We start from the raw sequence: 16,847 nt of genomic DNA on the forward strand, positions 1-16,847 counted from the left end.
GCCTTTTGTTGACCTTTGCTGATCAGGGCTGTCAAATAACTCTCATCTTTTTCGCTTAGTTTTATATGTTCTTTTTTCATGATAAAACTAAATGACTAAAAGACGTAAAAACTTAGAAAACGGTGTATTAGGTACACGATTAAAATCCTTTAAGTTTCTTGAAAGCAGCGTCGCATTATTGACCAGCACGATAGCTGCAATTTTTAAATCCATTGTGCCAATCCTTATGCGAGATTTTTGTAGCCGTTGAAATTCCTCAGCCGCTTTGTTGTCAAACTCTAAAACCGGTATGGTTCGGTAATTTTCGATGTGACGATTGAGACGGTGATAGGCTTCGACCTCGTGATTAAGTGAACGAGCCTTGGCGAGATACACCATCCATCCCCGCATTTGTTCTTCAAAGGTAATAATGGTTGTCACCACTTCGTCAAAGTTAATTTCGCTGAGACGGTGTTGCAAACGGTGAGATTCAGAGGAACTGCCACGTTCTAATAAACTGATATGGTCTGTATCTAAGATAATCATCTTAGTCTTTTCGCAACTTTGTGGATTTGGGTTTTTGTGATTTTCGATATTGACGTCCCATTTTCATCGCTTCGTCATAGATCGGGTCATCAGCAAAGGTTCCGGCTATTTTTTCCCACCAGGGCTGAGCAGGTCTTTCAATCGTTTCGATTTTATTTTTTAAACGGGTCAATTCGGCTTCCAAAATAGCGACTCTGCTTTCTAATTTTGAACTAGCCATGCAGCTTTATCCTTTCGTACCTATTTCCTACTGATGCTCCCAATATATCTCTTGATACTTACTGTGGCAACGCCAAGAAAATCTACAGCACTTGCTTCGATGAGGTTATTTAGCAACACATTTAATCGCTTGGCAGAATCCGTAACGTCGCTTTAGCTCAAACGAAGTTCATTTAAAAATTTTCACCCGTTAAATTTTTTGTGATTCATTTTTTCAAGTTTCCTCGCGTTAAGGGACAGATGAAAAATTTGGGCGCAAAACAAACCGAGTTTTTCATCCTGAGTTTATTCATACGAGGGAGAAAATGACAACGGCAAATCAGCAAGCATCAACACCGGAAATCCCGGCGGAAGCTTATCTCGTACAAGTCGCATTCAGCGCACTGATGACGCAGGCGCTCTACGTTGCGGCAAAACTTGGAATCGCCGACCTGCTCGCGGAAAAGCCACAAACCGTGAGCCAACTGGCAGAAGCGACGAAAACCCACGAGCGCGCGCTTTATCGCGTGTTACGCTCGCTTGCGGGCATCGGCGTTTTTCAAGAAACCGACCCGAAAGTTTTTGCGCTTACGCCTTATGCCGAACCGCTTCGTTCAGACGCGCCGACCTCATTTCGTAACGGCGCCATTTTTATGGGCGAAAACTGGCACTGGCAGGTTTGGGGTGAATTGTTGCAAAGCGTCAAGACCGGTAAAACCGCGTGGGGATATGTTCACGGCGCGGAAGTGTTTGATTATTTTGCGACCCACACAACCCAATCGGAAATTTTCAATAGCGCCATGACCGATATGTCCGTCGGCACAGCCCCCGTGGTTGTCGGGTCATATGATTTTTCGGGCTTCAATACTTTGGTTGATATTGCCGGCGGGCACGGTTATTTGCTCGCGCAAATTTTAAAAGCCAACCCTGAACTGCAAGGCGTGCTTTTTGACGTGCCGTCGGTGATTGCCGGAGCGCCCGCATTACTTGAACGCGAAGGCGTCGGTGAGCGCGTTGAAACCGTAGCGGGCAATTTCTTTGAATCGGTTCCGGCAAATGCTGATGCTTATATTATGAAACACATCATTCACGATTGGGATGATGAGCAGGCTATTGCGATTTTGCGAAACATTCGCAAAGGCATTCGGCGCGACGGCAAAATCTTAGTCGTTGAAACTGTGGTTCCCGCAGGTAACGACCCGCATTACAGCAAACTCCTTGACCTTGAAATGCTGGTTTCACCGGGCGGCGTCGAACGCGCCGCCGAAGCGTATCGTGAACTGTTTGCCGCCGCGGGTTTCCGCCTGACGCGCATTGTTGAAACCCCGTCGCCTTACAGCATCATTGAAGGCGCGCCGGAATAGGCGCGAAAGCTGCGTTCAGTAAATTTTTATAGTCCCCGTGTAGCCGGCGCTTTGCGATTGAGAAATTCTCAGGAAAAGGAAAACTTGCGACTTGCCTTAAATCGTTTCTGAGCCTTTCGCTTGCAAAGCGCCGCATTTTTACTGAAGCGATGATGAATTATCGCTGATAATTTCTTTGACTCGACCGATAGCGCCGCTCTCCAGCCGCACCTTGATGCCGTGCGGGTGAAAAGCCGATTTGGTGAGAATGTCTTTGACAATCCCGCGTGTGGTTTTGCCGCTTCGTTGATCTTGTTTGAGCACAATATCAACTTCGATTCCCGCTTTGATGTGCTTTTTATCTTTTCCACTCATTACAGCTTTGTGTCTCTCTTTAGCAAATGAATTATTTTACTTCTTTAAATCGCTCGACCAGCCAGAGCCATTCGGGCTTTTCATTTGTGGCAGTCTCACCCATACGAAGCAGGTAGAGTTCAACCGCTTCGCCTTGCTTAACGCTTTCCTGAAATTTCGGCAGCAGGTTTTTGTTGATCACCAACCAATGCTCCGTACTGCCTTCAACAAATAACATTTCTGTATCATAAGGCACGATGTAATGGTCTGGGCTACCGGCATGTAAATTCGCCCAACGGCGAATCAATTCTCTGGCGGATGGCGCGATGGGGCGCGTCGAACCGGTGAAATTCACTTTGACTTTGAAAGGCAATAGACTGGCTTTGGGTTCAATCGTGTTGATTTCTTTTAATGTCGAAAGGCGATAATCAGCGTCGGTTCGCGGGCGTTTAACCTGAGTTTCGGAATTTGCAAAACCAGCGATTGGATGGTTACTCAACAAACCGGCAATGAGCAAAAATAAAAGAGAAATTTTGTATTTCAAACTTTTGCCTCCTCTAAAACCCGATGGTCAAACTACTGTTCAGATTGAACCCATCGCCATTATTTCATAGCCGGACTGATGCGGCAAAGCAGGGTTCTTGGATTGATGAGATGAATGAAACACCCTGCATTACAATCACCGGAATTCAACAAGCAACGCCTGCTTGCTGCGGTCAATCTCAGAGTGGGATAATCGAAAACAATGTTTAATCAAGAGGTCAGCATGTTTCGTTTTTGCGTTTTGTTTTTGCTGCTAACGTTTGGCGGTTTTGCATTGCAAGCCAATGCCCAGAATATTCAAACCAAAGCCCGGGAAATTCGCGCGGCAATGGAGGCGCGGGATTTTGACCGCGCTGAATCTTTAACCAGAGAGCTTCGTGCCGCGAACCCGCAAGCTTTCGCGGCAAATAATTACGATTATCTGCTCGGCAGGCTCGCCGAACGCAAAGGCAGTTATGCAGAAGCCCAAGCGCACTACATGGCGGTTTTAAATCGCGGGTCGATTCTTGCGCCCTACGCGCTCTGGCATCTGGCGACACTGGCGCGCGCGACGGGAGATTTTGCCACCGAACGCCAACACCTGACGCGCCTGACGGTCTCTTTTCCATCAAGCGTCGCGGCGCGCAAAGCCCGTGACCGCATGGTCAATAGCCTGCGCGACAGCGGCGAGTTTCGCGCCACGATTCCGCTTTTGCGTCCGCTTGCCTCAACCAGTGGGGTTGCCGGTCGCAAAGCTTTGGCACAACTCGGCGAAGCCTATTTGAAAACCGGTGATGCTCAAACGGCGCGAACCTATTTCGACCAACTGACCAACACCCGCGACGATTATGCGCTGGCGGCTTGCGAAGGGCTTGACCAGATTGACGCCAATGCGCCCAATGAATTTGAGGCGCTCAGACGGGCGCGAATATATCTCACCAATCGTCACTGGGCGGAAGCGCGAAAACATTTGCTCTATATCGTCAATAATTTCCCGCAAAGCCAGAATCGCGCCGAGGCGCTTTATCAAATCGGGTTCGCTTTTTATCGCGAAGACAATTATCCCGATGCCATCAAATGGTTCGAGCAAGCCTACCAAGAATTCCCGCAAAAGAAGGAAGGTTCCGAGGGCTACTATTTTGTCGCCACCGCTTTGCAGAAAGCCCAACGTTACGATGAAGCGGCGCGGCGCTACATTGACTTTATTTCAGCCTATCCCGACAGCGACCGCATCGAAGGCGCGTATCGCAACATCGTCGATAGTTTCCGCTACGCGGGCAAATACGAAGAAGCGATTCAATGGACGCGCAAGATGGGCGAAGTTTATGCCAATAAACCGCTGCAAACCGTTGCCGTGTACAACGAAGCGCGCATTGAAATGGCGCGCGGGCGTTGGGAGGTGGCGCTCACCCTGCTCACCAGATTGCAAGCCCTGCCTGCCGTGCCGAAAGTTGCCGGAGGTAATATTTCAGGCGAAACCAATTTTCTTCGCGTTCTGGCAATCGAACAACTGGGAAGGCTCGCGGAAGCCGCGCGGTTGTATTTAGCGATTCCTGACGACCGCGATAACTATTTCGGGCAACGCGCAACGGCGAGACTCAAAATGCTTGCTGCCACGAAAGAAGGTCGTTCAATCATTGGGGCGTTATTAAATGATTACCGCGCGCAAGCGAAATCGGCGCTTGCCGCCGGTCGTTACCTCGAAGCGAAAAACGCCGCGTCGCAGGCGCTTCGTCTCACGGGTGATGAAAACACGGTGCGCGATTTGTTGACCGTGTTGCGCGCCAGTTATAACAATCTCGCTTCATACAATTCGGTTTGGAAATATCGCTTGATTCCGGTCGGTCGAAGCATTTTGAGTGCAGGCGAGCGCGGCGACGCCACCAACGCCGGACTTGCAGCCGAGCTTTTGTTTTTCGGTTTGTATGATGAGGGCGTGACGGAACTCAGGCTCGGCGGCTTCAGCGCCATGCAAAAGAGCGCAATGACCGATGCCAGTTCAACCTTAGCCGATGCCAACGCGCCGCTTGCGCCGCCGGTGAACGGGGCAATGAAATCGGTTGTGGCGGCATCGTCAACTGCGTCACAAGTGAGCGGCGATTATTCCTTTTCGATGGCGGTCTACAGCAATCGCGGCGACCAGTCGAATTACGCCATCGGTTACGCCGAGCCGCTTTTCGGTTCGGTTCCCAAAGATTATCGCGTTGAACTCATGCCGCGGGATTTGATTGAATTGATGTACCCCGCGCCCTACAAAGATGCCTTCAATGCTTATGCGCCGAAATTGAATGTTGACCCGCGCTTGATTCTGGGACTTGCAAGACAAGAGAGCCGATTCAATCCGGCGGTAAAAAGCCATGCGGCGGCGCGCGGTCTGTTGCAGTTTATCGCCGAGACTGCCGAGAAACTCGCAAACGAAGAAAAGCTGAACGGGTTTGAACTTGATGATGTGTATGAACCGGAAATCGCTGTGCGACTCGCAGCGCGGTACGTTTACGATTTGCAAACCCTCTTTCCGAATAATTCGCAGGCGATTGCCGCTTCGTATAACTCCGGCGAACAAGGCGTTGAGCGTTGGATTTTCCGCGCCAAAAGCAGTGATGTTGACCGTTTGTTTGCCGAAATCGCTTTGCCGGAAACCAAAGATTATGTCGCCAAAGTTTTGTGTAACTACCGCGCTTATGAACAACTCTTCACTAAAGAACTAAAACCGAGAAAATAGTGATGAGTAATGAGTAGCGAAAGCATCAAGCATAGTCAATTGTGTTGCGATACTTTCATCACTTACTTCTCACGTAACAAGACCTCCTCACTATTCTACCCATCACTCATCACTCATCACTAAAAAAGACCTGCCTGAAAAATATTTCCTCATAATTTTTCCCGAACTCTAACTTTTTCGATGTTGTATGACTCTATAAAAGTATAAGGCTTTTGCAGGCGCAAAAGTTTTATGGAGAGATGAATGGCAAAGGCAGTCACAGAACCGCCTGATGAAATGCTCGTGGTTGCAGCGATTTTAGGTGACCTCGATGCATTCGATGAACTGGTGCTCAGGTATCGTGCAGCTACGGTGCGCGTCGCACAAGCCATCGTCGGACGCGAATATGCCGAAGATGTCGCGCAGGATGCGCTACTTTTAGCGTTTAAAGCTTTGCCTTCGATTGAAGACCCGACGAAATTTGCCGCCTGGCTTTCGGCAATTACCAGGCATCGGGCGCTGCGAATGGGCAAACGCGAAAGCGCCCATCAAAAGGGGCGTGTGGTTATTGACGAAGTGCTGCTTGAAGAGGTCGAAGCCCTGTCGCGCCCGTTCGTGCAGGAGGGGTCTACGGAACTGGCGCGGGCGCTTGAACAGGTTGCCGACGATTATGCGCTGGTGTTGCGTATGCGGTTTCTGGATGAGATGCCGCTCAAACGCATCGCCGCTTTTTTAGGGGTGGCGGTTTCGACTGTGAAATGGCGCGTTCATCAGGGAAAAAAACTTTTGCGTGAAGAGCTACAAAAATTAAGAGGTGACCAATGGAAAGAGAAAAAGAAATCGCAAAATTGACTCAGGTGCTGAGACGCATTGCGCGCTCATCGCAATACGCCGCCTGGAATCGCAACGACGAAGCGACGCGCTTTTGCGTCAAACAATATAACGCAGTGCTCACCAGACTCACGGAACTTGAACCGCAGGTCGCTTATGCGTTTACCCGGCTTGCGGAAGGCGCGTCGGCAGAAGTTGTGCGTATCGCCGCGCGCGAACTGTCGGCGTATTTTGAAGCGGAAAGCGAACCACAGCAAAGCGAATGGGCTTATCAAGGTTGCTGGCGTCCGCGTGGGGCGACAACCAGAATGCACCGTCGCTGTTAGGGTTTTTGATTGGTTGTTGACCGCGAAAAATTCGACCCTGAAAAATATGGTTAAGAAGCGGTCTGAAAAACCGCGATAGATTTTAAACGGAAATCAGCAGCCGGAAGTCAGGATGCAGAAAATTGAACGGGACGCAAAACGAAGACGGATGCTTGTCGCCGCAAAGCTTCACAAGTGTCAATCATCGTTCGCAAATCAATTCATTCTGCTCGCCTGACTTCTGACTCCTGATTTCCAAAACAGAGGTGAAAAAATGGAAAGAGAACAAGAAATTATTAAACTGGTCAATGTCTTGCGCAGAACCTCGCGCATGGCTTTGCAGTCGGAATGGACGGGCAGTGCCGCCGACACGGCAGCGTTTTGCGTTGAGCAATATAACCGTGTGCTGGCGCGCCTCAAAGAACTCGATGGCAGCAACACGGTCATCTTTGAACCGCTTCCGGTGGGAAGCTCTTTAACGGTAGCGGCGATGGCTTGCCGACAACTGGCGGCTTACTACGAAGACGAAGTGCCACGCGGGAATTGGGAAGCCAAATGGGCGAAAGATTTCACCTTCTTTGACCCCAGACCCTTCAAAGAATTCTGGGAAAAGTCTGCGCGTGAAATCGAAGATTTCGGTGAATACATTCGCGAAAGCTTTGACGAATGGGCACGCCAGCGCAAAGCCAAACAGGGCGAAAAACCGCAGGAGTGAAATAGTAAGCAGTAGGCAGTAAGCAGTAGGCAGTTCAGACAACAAATCTTTTGTTTGAATAAGCTCTTTATAGAACCTAAAAATAACGGTGCGCTTTAAATGCGAGTAAGCAACTGCCTACTGCCTACTGCCTACTGCCTACTATCTTTGACAATCCCCGCCTCCCGCCAGCATACTTCTCCTTAACTTTCAATCCCTTCTTTAGAGGCTTAACCAATGTCAGCAAATATTTTGGATGGCACAAGCGTCGCCAAAGCAATTAAACAAGAGGTCGCAGATGAAGTCGCTCAATACGCCGCAAAAGGCTTGCGACCGGGGCTTGCGGTGGTGATTGTGGGCAACGACCCGGCTTCGCAGATTTACGTTTCCACTAAAGCCAAGACCTGTGAGCAACTCGGCATTTATTCCGAAAAAATTGAATTGCCGGAAGCGACAACCACCGAAGAACTGCTTGGACTGGTTAATGAATTGAATGCGCGTGATGAAATTGACGGCATCCTCGTGCAGACCCCGTTGCCAAAACAGATTGATAGCAATTTCATTTTGAATTCTATTGATCCGGCAAAAGATGTTGATGGCTTTCATCCGGTCAATGTCGGCAGGCTGGCGCTCAACGAAGAGGGGTTCAGAGCTTGTACGCCTGCCGGAATCATCGAAATGTTAGACCGCTACCAAATCAATTTAAGCGGCGCGCGGTGCGTGGTGTTGGGTCGCAGCCGCACCGTCGGACTTCCCATGTCGCTGCTGTTGTTGCACAGAAACGCGACGGTGACGATTTGCCATTCGCGCACCAAAGATTTGGCTGGTGTAGCGCGTCAGGCAGACATTTTGATTGCCGCCATCGGACGCATGGCGATGGTGGATGCGACATTTATTAAACCCGGTGCTGTCGTCGTTGATGTCGGCACGAACCAGGTCACGACCAGCGAAGACTTTGAACGATTATATGGCGATAATCCGAAAAAACGCGCCGCATTCGAGAAGAACGGTTCGGTTCTGGTTGGCGATGTCAATCCGCGTGATGCAATGGAAGCGGCAAGTTATTTTACTCCTGTGCCCGGCGGCGTCGGTCCTTTGACGATTGCCATGCTGATGAAAAACACCTTGAAAGCCCTGCAACTCCGACGCGGTAAGTAAATTTTTTGAGTGCGCAATTTCGTTTGCAATAACCGACATTCATAGTATGATTGGCAGCACATTTTGGGCTTAACAAATATTTTTGAGGAAAAAATAATTTTGGAAATCCGATTTTCGATTTAATCCGTACTATCGTGGAAGCCTGTGTATGGTTACAAATCTGCAAACAAGTCAGCAGCCAGTGGAAGCGAAAGAACCGGACTGGGTGGCTGTAATTTCGCGAATCGCCCACGGCGACCAGCAAGCGATGACCGCGCTCTATAACGGTACGAGCAAACTTGTCTTTGGACTGGTCTTGCGCATCCTGAACGATAGAGGCATGGCGGAAGAGGTTTTGCTGGATGTTTACGCGCAAGTCTGGCGGCAAGCCAATCGCTATGACACATCGCGTGGCGCGCCGCTGGGGTGGATAACCACGATTGCGCGAAGCCGTGCCATTGATCGCCTGCGTTCCGAGCGTCACAACCTGGCGGAATTTGAGTTGAACGAAGCGACAACTCGCGAACCCTCGGTTCATGCAAGTCCTGACCTGGCGAGCGAAGCCTCCGAAAAACGTCGGTTTGTTCGCCGGGCGCTTGATGCCTTGCCGATTGAGCAAAGGGAAGTCATCGAGCTTTCTTATTTCGCAGGGCTGACGCAGAGCGAAATTGCCATAAAATTAAACCAGCCGCTCGGTACGGTAAAAACAAGAACCAGGCTTGGGATGATTAAGTTGAGAGAAGTGCTCAAGCCATTGATGGAAACAACATGAAGCATAACGTAGATGAAGAACTTGAGCTGAAGGCGGCGCTCCATGCACTCGGCACCATGACGCAAAACGAAGCCAAGGCTTATGAAGAGGCGGTGTCCCAACTAGCGTCCGAAGAAACTGCCGGCATTGACTCTCTTGCAGAGTTTGATTCAGTGGTTCACCTGCTTGGTTTTGCAGCCGAGGAAGCCGAACCTTCGCCTGTAGTCTGGGATAAATTGTCAGCGATGATGACCGAAGAGCCAAAAGTTTCGGAAACCCTCGCTGATGAGCCGATAAGTAATATGCTGGCGAATTCGGAAGTCGCGCTTGATGAGATTAAACATGCCGCTGCATCGCCCGCATTACTCACCATTCGCAAAGATGAAGGGGAATGGTTGACGGTTTCCGAAGGCGTATTCGTCAAACCGATTTTTCAAAATCCCGACAGAGGAACTTCAACCTATCTCATCAAAATGTCGCCCGGCACCAATATCGAACGCCATCGCCATAGCGGCTTTGAAGAATGCATGATGATTGAAGGCGATTTTCATGTGGATGGCAAAGTTCTAGGACCCGGCGATTATCATTGCGCCAGCCCCGGAAGCATTCACGATAGACCCTATACGGAAACCGGCACGCTTTTCCTGGTCGTCGCCAGCGCCCGCTATGAATCGTTGGAAAATTAAATTTGTGGGCGTGGACTGAATTCCCTTGTACGCCGCGCCCAATGCAACACGCATTCACGCAATTCAACTGCACTCATTAATCATCAATCATCCCGCCTTCACCTTGACGCCGAACACTTGCGCTATAGAATTAAAACCACACCCCGTTTTCGACAAGCAATCGTTTCAGGAGTTCTAAGATGGAAGAATACCTTGATCGTTTTGAACAGCATTTAAAATACGAACGCAATGTCTCGGCGCATACCTTGCGAAATTATATGAGCGATATGCAGCAGTTTTATGAATACCTCTGCCCGATTCAAAAAGATGGTCGGCGCAGAGAAGTGCCGATTCAAGAGATTGACCACATCACCATACGCGAATATCTGGCGACCTTTTATAAAGACAATCATAAAAAAACCTCGATTGCGCGAAAGCTCGCCACGCTTCGCACCTTTTTCAAATTTCTTTGTCGCGAACAAATTCTCGAAATGAATCCCGCCAAACTGGTGTCGAGTCCGCGACTCGAAAAGAAAATTCCCAAGGTGCTTTCCATCGAAGAGATGATTCGTTTCATCGAATCGCCCGATACCGAAACCGTTCTGGGCAAACGCGACCGCGCCATTTTGGAATTGCTTTACGGCGCAGGCATTCGCGTGTCGGAACTTTGTGGACTCAATATCGAAGATGTGGATTTCAAAAATCAATCCATACGGGTGCGCGGCAAAGGGCGCAAAGAACGCATCGTGCCGTTCGGTTCAAAAGCCAAAGAAGCGTTGGAAATTTATATGGAAGTGCGCGGCGAGTTACTGCTCGAAGCGCCCGTCGATAATCGCGACCCGGAGATTTTGTTTTATAACTATCAAGGCACACGCATCACCACGCGCTCGGTCGGGCGCATGCTCGATAAGTATTTAAAAGAATGCGCTATGTCGCTGGAAATCAGCCCGCATTCGCTCAGGCATTCATTCGCTACGCATTTATTATCAGCGGGCGCAGACCTGCGCGCGATTCAGGAACTTCTGGGACATGCGCGACTTTCGACGACACAGATTTATACACAGGTTTCGATGGAAAAACTGATGCAGGAATATGACAAGGCACATCCAAAAGCGTGAAGCAGGTTTTTATCTTGATGTAATTTGAATGATTTTAACGAAGGCGATTGAGTTTTATTTCAAGGTTGGTTTCCCGGCGGATATAGCGGATTGAGCGGATGAGGACGGATAATTTGCCGGCAGGTCGTCACTTTCTATCAAACTTTTACGAACCCATCATTGCCTTGAAGCTTCACAGATACCGGCAATTAGTCGCGCCATCATTTGCACTTTGTCAAAACACGCATCGCAGGCGAAATAATGCTCCTGAAAGGCGCGGCGTTCTTCAGGTGAGAGTTGATGGCGCGCGTACCGCTCGATTATTTCGTTGTCGTCTATTTCCCGATGATTCATGCTTGTAACATAGTGTCGGTTGCTGCCGGTTTGTATCAACTGCCGGTCAATTTTTTGTAAATCTCAGTAAATTTTTTGAGCGTCCGCGATTTGATTAAGCGCAGGCGGTCTTCCTGGATGCCCAGGGCGCGCGCGATTTCTGCTTTCGACTTTTCTTCAAAATAATACATTCGCAAAAACTGGCGCTCGCGCGGTTTCAAAGCTTTCGTGGCTTCTTCTACTGAACGGCGCACATCGCGATCAACAAAAGCCGATTCCAGTGACCCGGCATCGGGGATTTCGTATTCGGCGTCGGTCAGCGCCTGAGTTTTTGCGCCGACGCGATTTTGTTCACGAATAATGTTTAACGCGATGCCGATGATGAATGAGGCGAGGGATTCGGGTTTGCGAAGTTTGCCTTCGCGTAGTGCCTGAATGACCCGCAGAAAAGTTTCGGCGCGAATGTCTTCGGCATCATCGCGGGAATGCAACTCGCTGAGCGCCAGAAAATAGATGCGTGAGGAATATTTTTCGTAAAGCGCCGTTTCCGCCGCCGTATCGCGCTCAAGAATGCGCAACACCAGTTCGGCATCCGTTGTAATGGCAACTTCCCCTTGCCTGGACTCAGAGCGTTTACGTCGGGGAATATCAGCGGGCAACGAACCCGCATAGTTGGGAAAAAGAAAATTTTTTTGATACATTTCGCATCCGCCTCGCACTATGTTTACAAAGTCAGGTTGTTTGACTGACTTGAGTGCCTGGAAGATTGAATTTTTTTTGAGTTTGATTAGGAGGCTAAATGAAACGGTTTTTTATAGTGACAATGATGTTGGTATTGCTGGCTGAGGTTTGTCCGCTTTTCGCTCAGGATAAAGATAAGGATGGCGGTTCACCGCCGGAAGCCGCAGTCGGTTTGAATCTGGTCGCCTTTGGTGAATTATTCAAAGGCGCGGAAAATCTCCAGGCTTTTGAAAAAGCCGTGAATGACCCTGCGGTCGGCGTCAACAATTTGGATTTGGATGAAAACGGCGAAGTCGATTTTTTAAGAGTGCAGGAAGAGGTCGCAGACGATACCCATGTCGTGGTCGTGCAGGCGACCCTTGGAAAAGATGAAGTGCAGGATGTGGCAGCGATTGAAGTGGAAAAGGTCAGCGACAACCAGTACAACTTTCAAATCCACGGCGACGAAGAACTTTATGGAGAGGATTATTATATTGTGCCGGTCGAGGTCGAGGTTTACCGCTGGCCGATTATCAATGTGATGTACAGACCGGCTTATCGCCCCTATCGCTCGACCTTCTATTTCGGTGTTTACCCGACCTGGTACAGACCGTTTCGCCCCGTAACCTTTGGAGTTTATCGCACACGCACGGTGCGATTCACCGTAAGACCAACCTTTTCGCTGACCCGAACCACCAGAGTGCGAACCGTCAGTAAAGTGCGTTATACGCCCGCTCGTTCGACGAAGGTGAAAAGAAAAACGACCATCACCCATACGCGAGGCAAGACGACCGTCACGCGCAGCACCACAGTCAAAACCCGAAAACGTAAACCCTAATCTCAAGCGTGAAAAACCTGCCTTGGAATAAGCCCTTGGTGATATAAGTCTGTTTGTCCATTTGGCAACAGACTTATATCACCGAATCCCATAACCAATTTTTAGCAATCACTGTTTAGTTAATCTGAAAAATAAAAACGGAGGGAGAATAAATGTTCAAGAAAATAGCTGTCTGTTTATTGATGGGACTCGCGCTGGCTTTTGCCGGCTGCAAGAAGGATGCCGAAATTAACGCCACCTTAACGGAACTCGATTCTTTTACCAAAGAACTGGTTCAGAAAGTTGAAACTGCGCAGGGCGCACCGGAAGGCATCGATGCGGCGCAACAATTTCTGGATTCCAAAAAGAGTGACCTCAAGAAAAGACTTGATGAACTGAAAAGTCTGCGCGGTTTTCAAATGAGCGACGCGACTAAAAAGACTTTAACCGAAAGCTTCACCAAAAACGCCACACAGGTGATGTCTTTGCAAATCAAATATGTGAGCCGCAGCGTCAAAGACTCGAATTACAAAGCCAAACTCGAAAAATTAATCAACGATTATCGCACCCTGCTGACGGCTTGAGGTTATTGAAAGATTGAGGAGCGGTCACCTGCCGCTCCTCAATCTTTCATCCTCATGGGGCAACTAATAAATCACTGCCTACGGTTTCGGCGTGAGCGTGAATTTCATACCTGCCTGTTCAAGTATCATGCTCTTGGGCTTTGCGCCATCCATTTCAAACTGCGCGTAAATTTCAACTGGCGCGCCGTCAACCACAACTTTGAAGCGGTTGGCGGCAACCGGCACAAAGGTCGCAATCGGTTGACCGGGAATGATGCCTTTGAGTTTCCCGCCAACCATCTCAAGGCTGATTTCCAGAGGCGGCGCTTTCAGTGCATATTTGCCGACATACTTTTGCAAATCGGCTTCGCTTAAATTGAGGCTTGCGACATCTTCGGCTTTTTCGGTGCGTTTGAACTCGGCAAGGTTTTCGATGCTCAAGGATTCGACTTTACCTGCGGCATTCAGTTTAAACGTCACCAGACTCTTGCCGATGGATTTGTCGCGCCAGATTGAACGGAATGTATCATAGTGCCAGTGTTCGAGGTCGCCTTTAAATGCCGCGCCGTAGGTTGCCACCAACTTGCCGTTTTCCTCCGTCACTTTGGCTTCGCCGTACATCTCATCAGTGTAGGTGCCGACGTAATTTTTCAACGCCAATGAAGGTTGGGTATTTTTAACGCGGGCTTCCTCTTTTTTCTTCTCGGCGGTTTCGCTCTGCGCCAGTACGGCTTTGATGGATTTCAAAATCTCTGCGCTGTGGTCATGTTTGGCGCCAATCTGCGGTAAAAAATAATCGAAAATCGTATAAGCGAGCGCCGCCGTTATCATCGTGCCGTTCATATTGGTGAGGATGACGACGCCGAGTTTTTCTTCGGGAACCATCGCCACGAAGGCGCTCATGCCGTCGATGTTGCCGCCGTGATGAACGATTTTACGGGCTTTGTAATCGTTCATAAACCACCCTAATCCATAAGCCGTAAAATGCGCTTCGGGAGAAATGATTTCCCAGACGCCTTCGCGACGAATGAGGGTTTGCGGCATGTGCAACTCTTTGAGATTGCCGGAAGTGATAACCGTTTGACCGCTCGCTTTGCCTTCGTTGAGATGCAGGCGCACCCACTGCGCCATATCAGCCACATTGGAATTGATCGAACCCGCAGGCGCGATGTTATCAATGTTGCGCCAGGGGATGGCTGTCACTTTACCGTCAATTTTCGTGTGCGGCGTGGAAACATCACTCATCTCAGCCAAATCTCTGATGCTGGTGTTTGACGAAGTCATGCCGAGCGGCTTGAAAATTCTCTGTTTGATGACCTCATCCCAACTCATTTTGGTGACGCCGGCGACCGCTTGCCCGGCGGCGAGATACATGATGTTTTGATAGCCGAATTGACTGCGAAAACTCCATGAAGGTTTGAGATGGCGAACTCTTTGCAAAATTTCGTCGCGACTATAGGCGCTGCCGTACCACATCAAATCGCCGCGCTCTAACCCAGAGCGATGACAGAGCAAATCGCGCATGGTGATTTCGCGTGAGGCATAGGGGTCGAAGAGTTGAAAGCCCGGCAGATATTTGGTCGCGCCATCATCCCATTTCATTTTGCCTTCGTCCACCAGCATCGCGACTGCCGCGGCGGTAAACGCTTTCGATGCGGAACCGATGGCAAACATGGTCTTTTCAGTTACCGGTGCCGGTTCACCGATTTTTTTTACCCCATAGCCTTTGGCGAAAATCACTTTGTCATCTTTGACGACGGCAATCGCCACGCCGGGCACTTCCCAATCCACCAAAGCCTTTTTGACATAATCATCAAAACTTGCGGGAATGGCATTCTGCTGCCCGTAAACCAACTGCGCGCTCAACAATATGAGCAGTAAAATAAAGCTAGCCGCTTTTCGTGTCCTCATCCTAAACCTCCCCTTGTGGAAAATAGAATCGCTTGCCTCAGTCGCTTCTCCTCTACGACCGAGCGCCGCAGAGTGTTGCATCAATTGTTGCGTGTTGTCAAGAAAGTTGCACCGTTCGTTGCAGGGAGCGCGAAATCGGCTTGCCAGTTCGCTACCTCAACCTTTACTTTGTTCAGGCAAAAAATATTGAAAAGAGATGGGGAAACCTTATGAAAGCGGCTTTCGGTTTGTCGCCTGTAATGAATGAACTCGCGGTTGACGATTATCGCATCGCGGAAATTGACCGGGTGCTCACGCCTGCGCTTGCCATCTATCCTGAAATCGTTGATGCCAATATCGCTGCAACCATTCGTTTGCTTGGCGGCGATGCGTCGCGCTGGCGTCCGCATGTGAAAACCGCAAAACTGCAATTTGTCATGCAGCGGTTTGTCGCCGCAGGGGTAATGAATTTCAAATGCGCCACGGCGCTTGAACTCGCAACCGTTTGTGAAATCGGCGCTGCGGATGTCTTGCTCGCTTACCCCGTGGTGGGCGCAAATGCGCGCCGGGTGCGCGAAATTGCCGAACGATTTTCTGCAACGCGCATCGCCGCGCTCATTGAAACGGCGGCGCAGATCGAGGTGTGGAAAGCCGGTTCTATCGGACTGTTTATCGATGTCAACGGCGGCATGAATCGCACAGGGATCGAACAAGACCGGGTTGATGAAATTGTAAACCTGGCAAAAGCGATTCAAGACGCGGGTTGCGAATTTCGCGGGCTGCATTATTACGATGGGCACATGGCGGGTAAGGTTGATTTACGGGAACGCGAAGGCGCGGCGCACGCAGGTTATGACCGGTTGATGAATCTGGTAGCGGCGCTTGAAGCGATGAATATTCAAGTCAGTGAAGTGATCACCGCAGGCACCCCTGCGTTTCCTTGTTCGCTATCTTATGCGCCGTTTAGAGAAGCCCGATTCACTCATCGCATTTCGCCGGGAACCGTGGTCTATAACGACACCACGAGTCTCGCGCAATTGCCTGCGGATTACGGTTATCGCCCGGCGGCTATTGTGGTTTCAACCGTTGTGTCGCATCCGACAGCCACGCGATTAACCTGCGATGCCGGGCATAAAACCGTTTCGGCGGACGCAGGCATTCCCAATTGTTTTGTCATCGGTCACGCGGATTTAATCCCGCAACACCCAAGCGAAGAACATCTGCCGATTGAATGCGCGTCAAATAAACCGGAAATCGGCGAAACGCTTTACCTGGTTCCGAAACATGTCTGCCCGACAGTGAATAATTTCGACCACGCCTTGATTATTGAAAAAGGCAAGATTGTCGGCGTTGAGCGCGTCACGGCGCGCGGTCGCGAAGCGCCTTTTGCCATTTGATTGC

19 protein-coding genes are annotated in these 16,847 nt (G+C 49.8%); 12 read left to right on the top strand and 7 right to left on the bottom strand.

What is annotated here, in order from left to right; translation table 11 throughout:
* Positions 1-87: 87 nt before the first annotated feature.
* Together AB1757_23360 and AB1757_23365 are read right to left on the bottom strand one after the other, a co-directional pair.
* Positions 88-525, bottom strand: a complete 438-nt coding sequence (locus AB1757_23360) for a type II toxin-antitoxin system VapC family toxin (protein MEW6129993.1) — start codon at positions 523-525, stop codon at positions 88-90.
* 1 nt (position 526) lies between these two features.
* Entirely contained in the window at positions 527-745 is a 219-nt protein-coding gene (locus tag AB1757_23365; GenBank protein ID MEW6129994.1) for a hypothetical protein, read from the bottom strand.
* 304 nt (positions 746-1,049) lie between these two features.
* Here AB1757_23365 and AB1757_23370 point away from each other — a divergent pair, with 304 nt between their 5' ends.
* Positions 1,050-2,087, top strand: a complete 1,038-nt coding sequence (locus AB1757_23370; GenBank protein ID MEW6129995.1) for a methyltransferase — start codon at positions 1,050-1,052, stop codon at positions 2,085-2,087.
* A 138-nt stretch (positions 2,088-2,225) separates the two neighbouring features.
* On the opposite strand, the gene AB1757_23375 is transcribed toward AB1757_23370, so the two are convergent.
* Both AB1757_23375 and AB1757_23380 read right to left on the bottom strand, forming a co-directional pair.
* A complete protein-coding gene (locus AB1757_23375; GenBank protein MEW6129996.1) occupies positions 2,226-2,441 on the bottom strand; it encodes a YwbE family protein in 216 nt (71 codons plus the stop codon).
* A gap of 31 nt (positions 2,442-2,472) precedes the next feature.
* Positions 2,473-2,964: a hypothetical protein gene (locus AB1757_23380; protein MEW6129997.1), complete on the bottom strand. Its 492-nt coding sequence runs from the start codon at positions 2,962-2,964 to the stop codon at positions 2,473-2,475.
* A 222-nt stretch (positions 2,965-3,186) separates the two neighbouring features.
* On the opposite strand from AB1757_23380, the gene AB1757_23385 reads away from it, so the two are divergent.
* The 8 genes from AB1757_23385 (at position 3,187) to xerC (ending at position 11,144) form a co-directional block, all read left to right on the top strand.
* Complete coding sequence (locus tag AB1757_23385; protein MEW6129998.1) at positions 3,187-5,664, top strand: tetratricopeptide repeat protein; 2,478 nt, start codon at positions 3,187-3,189, stop codon at positions 5,662-5,664.
* Positions 5,665-5,907: 243 nt separating this feature from the next.
* The gene (locus tag AB1757_23390) at positions 5,908-6,495 is read left to right on the top strand and encodes an RNA polymerase sigma factor (GenBank protein MEW6129999.1); all 588 of its coding nucleotides are present in this window, start codon (positions 5,908-5,910) and stop codon (positions 6,493-6,495) included.
* Positions 6,465-6,800 carry a hypothetical protein gene (locus AB1757_23395; protein ID MEW6130000.1) on the top strand — a complete coding sequence of 112 codons (336 nt, stop codon included), beginning with the start codon at positions 6,465-6,467 and terminating at the stop codon, positions 6,798-6,800. Before AB1757_23390 ends, AB1757_23395 begins: the two co-directional genes overlap by 31 nt.
* Before the next feature lie 253 nt (positions 6,801-7,053).
* The gene (locus AB1757_23400) at positions 7,054-7,494 is read left to right on the top strand and encodes a hypothetical protein (protein MEW6130001.1); all 441 of its coding nucleotides are present in this window, start codon (positions 7,054-7,056) and stop codon (positions 7,492-7,494) included.
* 216 nt (positions 7,495-7,710) lie between these two features.
* Positions 7,711-8,631, top strand: a complete 921-nt coding sequence (folD, locus tag AB1757_23405; GenBank protein MEW6130002.1) for a bifunctional methylenetetrahydrofolate dehydrogenase/methenyltetrahydrofolate cyclohydrolase FolD — start codon at positions 7,711-7,713, stop codon at positions 8,629-8,631.
* A gap of 148 nt (positions 8,632-8,779) precedes the next feature.
* A complete protein-coding gene (locus AB1757_23410; protein ID MEW6130003.1) occupies positions 8,780-9,382 on the top strand; it encodes a sigma-70 family RNA polymerase sigma factor in 603 nt (200 codons plus the stop codon).
* Entirely contained in the window at positions 9,379-10,047 is a 669-nt protein-coding gene (locus AB1757_23415; protein ID MEW6130004.1) for a cupin domain-containing protein, read from the top strand. Before AB1757_23410 ends, AB1757_23415 begins: the two co-directional genes overlap by 4 nt.
* A gap of 179 nt (positions 10,048-10,226) precedes the next feature.
* Entirely contained in the window at positions 10,227-11,144 is a 918-nt protein-coding gene (gene xerC / locus AB1757_23420; protein ID MEW6130005.1) for a tyrosine recombinase XerC, read from the top strand.
* 156 nt (positions 11,145-11,300) lie between these two features.
* On the opposite strand, the gene AB1757_23425 is transcribed toward xerC, so the two are convergent.
* On the bottom strand, positions 11,301-11,477 hold the full coding sequence (locus AB1757_23425) for a zf-HC2 domain-containing protein (protein MEW6130006.1): 177 nt from the start codon (positions 11,475-11,477) through the stop codon (positions 11,301-11,303).
* A 35-nt stretch (positions 11,478-11,512) separates the two neighbouring features.
* The gene (locus AB1757_23430; protein ID MEW6130007.1) at positions 11,513-12,157 is read right to left on the bottom strand and encodes a sigma-70 family RNA polymerase sigma factor; all 645 of its coding nucleotides are present in this window, start codon (positions 12,155-12,157) and stop codon (positions 11,513-11,515) included.
* Between the two features lie 98 nt (positions 12,158-12,255).
* On the opposite strand from AB1757_23430, the gene AB1757_23435 reads away from it, so the two are divergent.
* The gene (locus AB1757_23435; protein ID MEW6130008.1) at positions 12,256-13,014 is read left to right on the top strand and encodes a hypothetical protein; all 759 of its coding nucleotides are present in this window, start codon (positions 12,256-12,258) and stop codon (positions 13,012-13,014) included.
* Positions 13,015-13,166: 152 nt separating this feature from the next.
* Entirely contained in the window at positions 13,167-13,577 is a 411-nt protein-coding gene (locus AB1757_23440) for a hypothetical protein (GenBank protein ID MEW6130009.1), read from the top strand.
* 78 nt (positions 13,578-13,655) lie between these two features.
* Here the strand turns inward: AB1757_23440 and AB1757_23445 are convergent, their stop codons facing one another.
* A complete protein-coding gene (locus tag AB1757_23445) occupies positions 13,656-15,467 on the bottom strand; it encodes a serine hydrolase (GenBank protein MEW6130010.1) in 1,812 nt (603 codons plus the stop codon).
* A 209-nt stretch (positions 15,468-15,676) separates the two neighbouring features.
* On the opposite strand from AB1757_23445, the gene AB1757_23450 reads away from it, so the two are divergent.
* The gene (locus AB1757_23450; protein ID MEW6130011.1) at positions 15,677-16,843 is read left to right on the top strand and encodes a D-TA family PLP-dependent enzyme; all 1,167 of its coding nucleotides are present in this window, start codon (positions 15,677-15,679) and stop codon (positions 16,841-16,843) included.
* Positions 16,844-16,847 lie beyond the last annotated feature (4 nt).

The organism is Acidobacteriota bacterium (assembly GCA_040754075.1).
Taxonomy (GTDB): Bacteria; Acidobacteriota; Blastocatellia; order UBA7656; family UBA7656; genus JBFMDH01.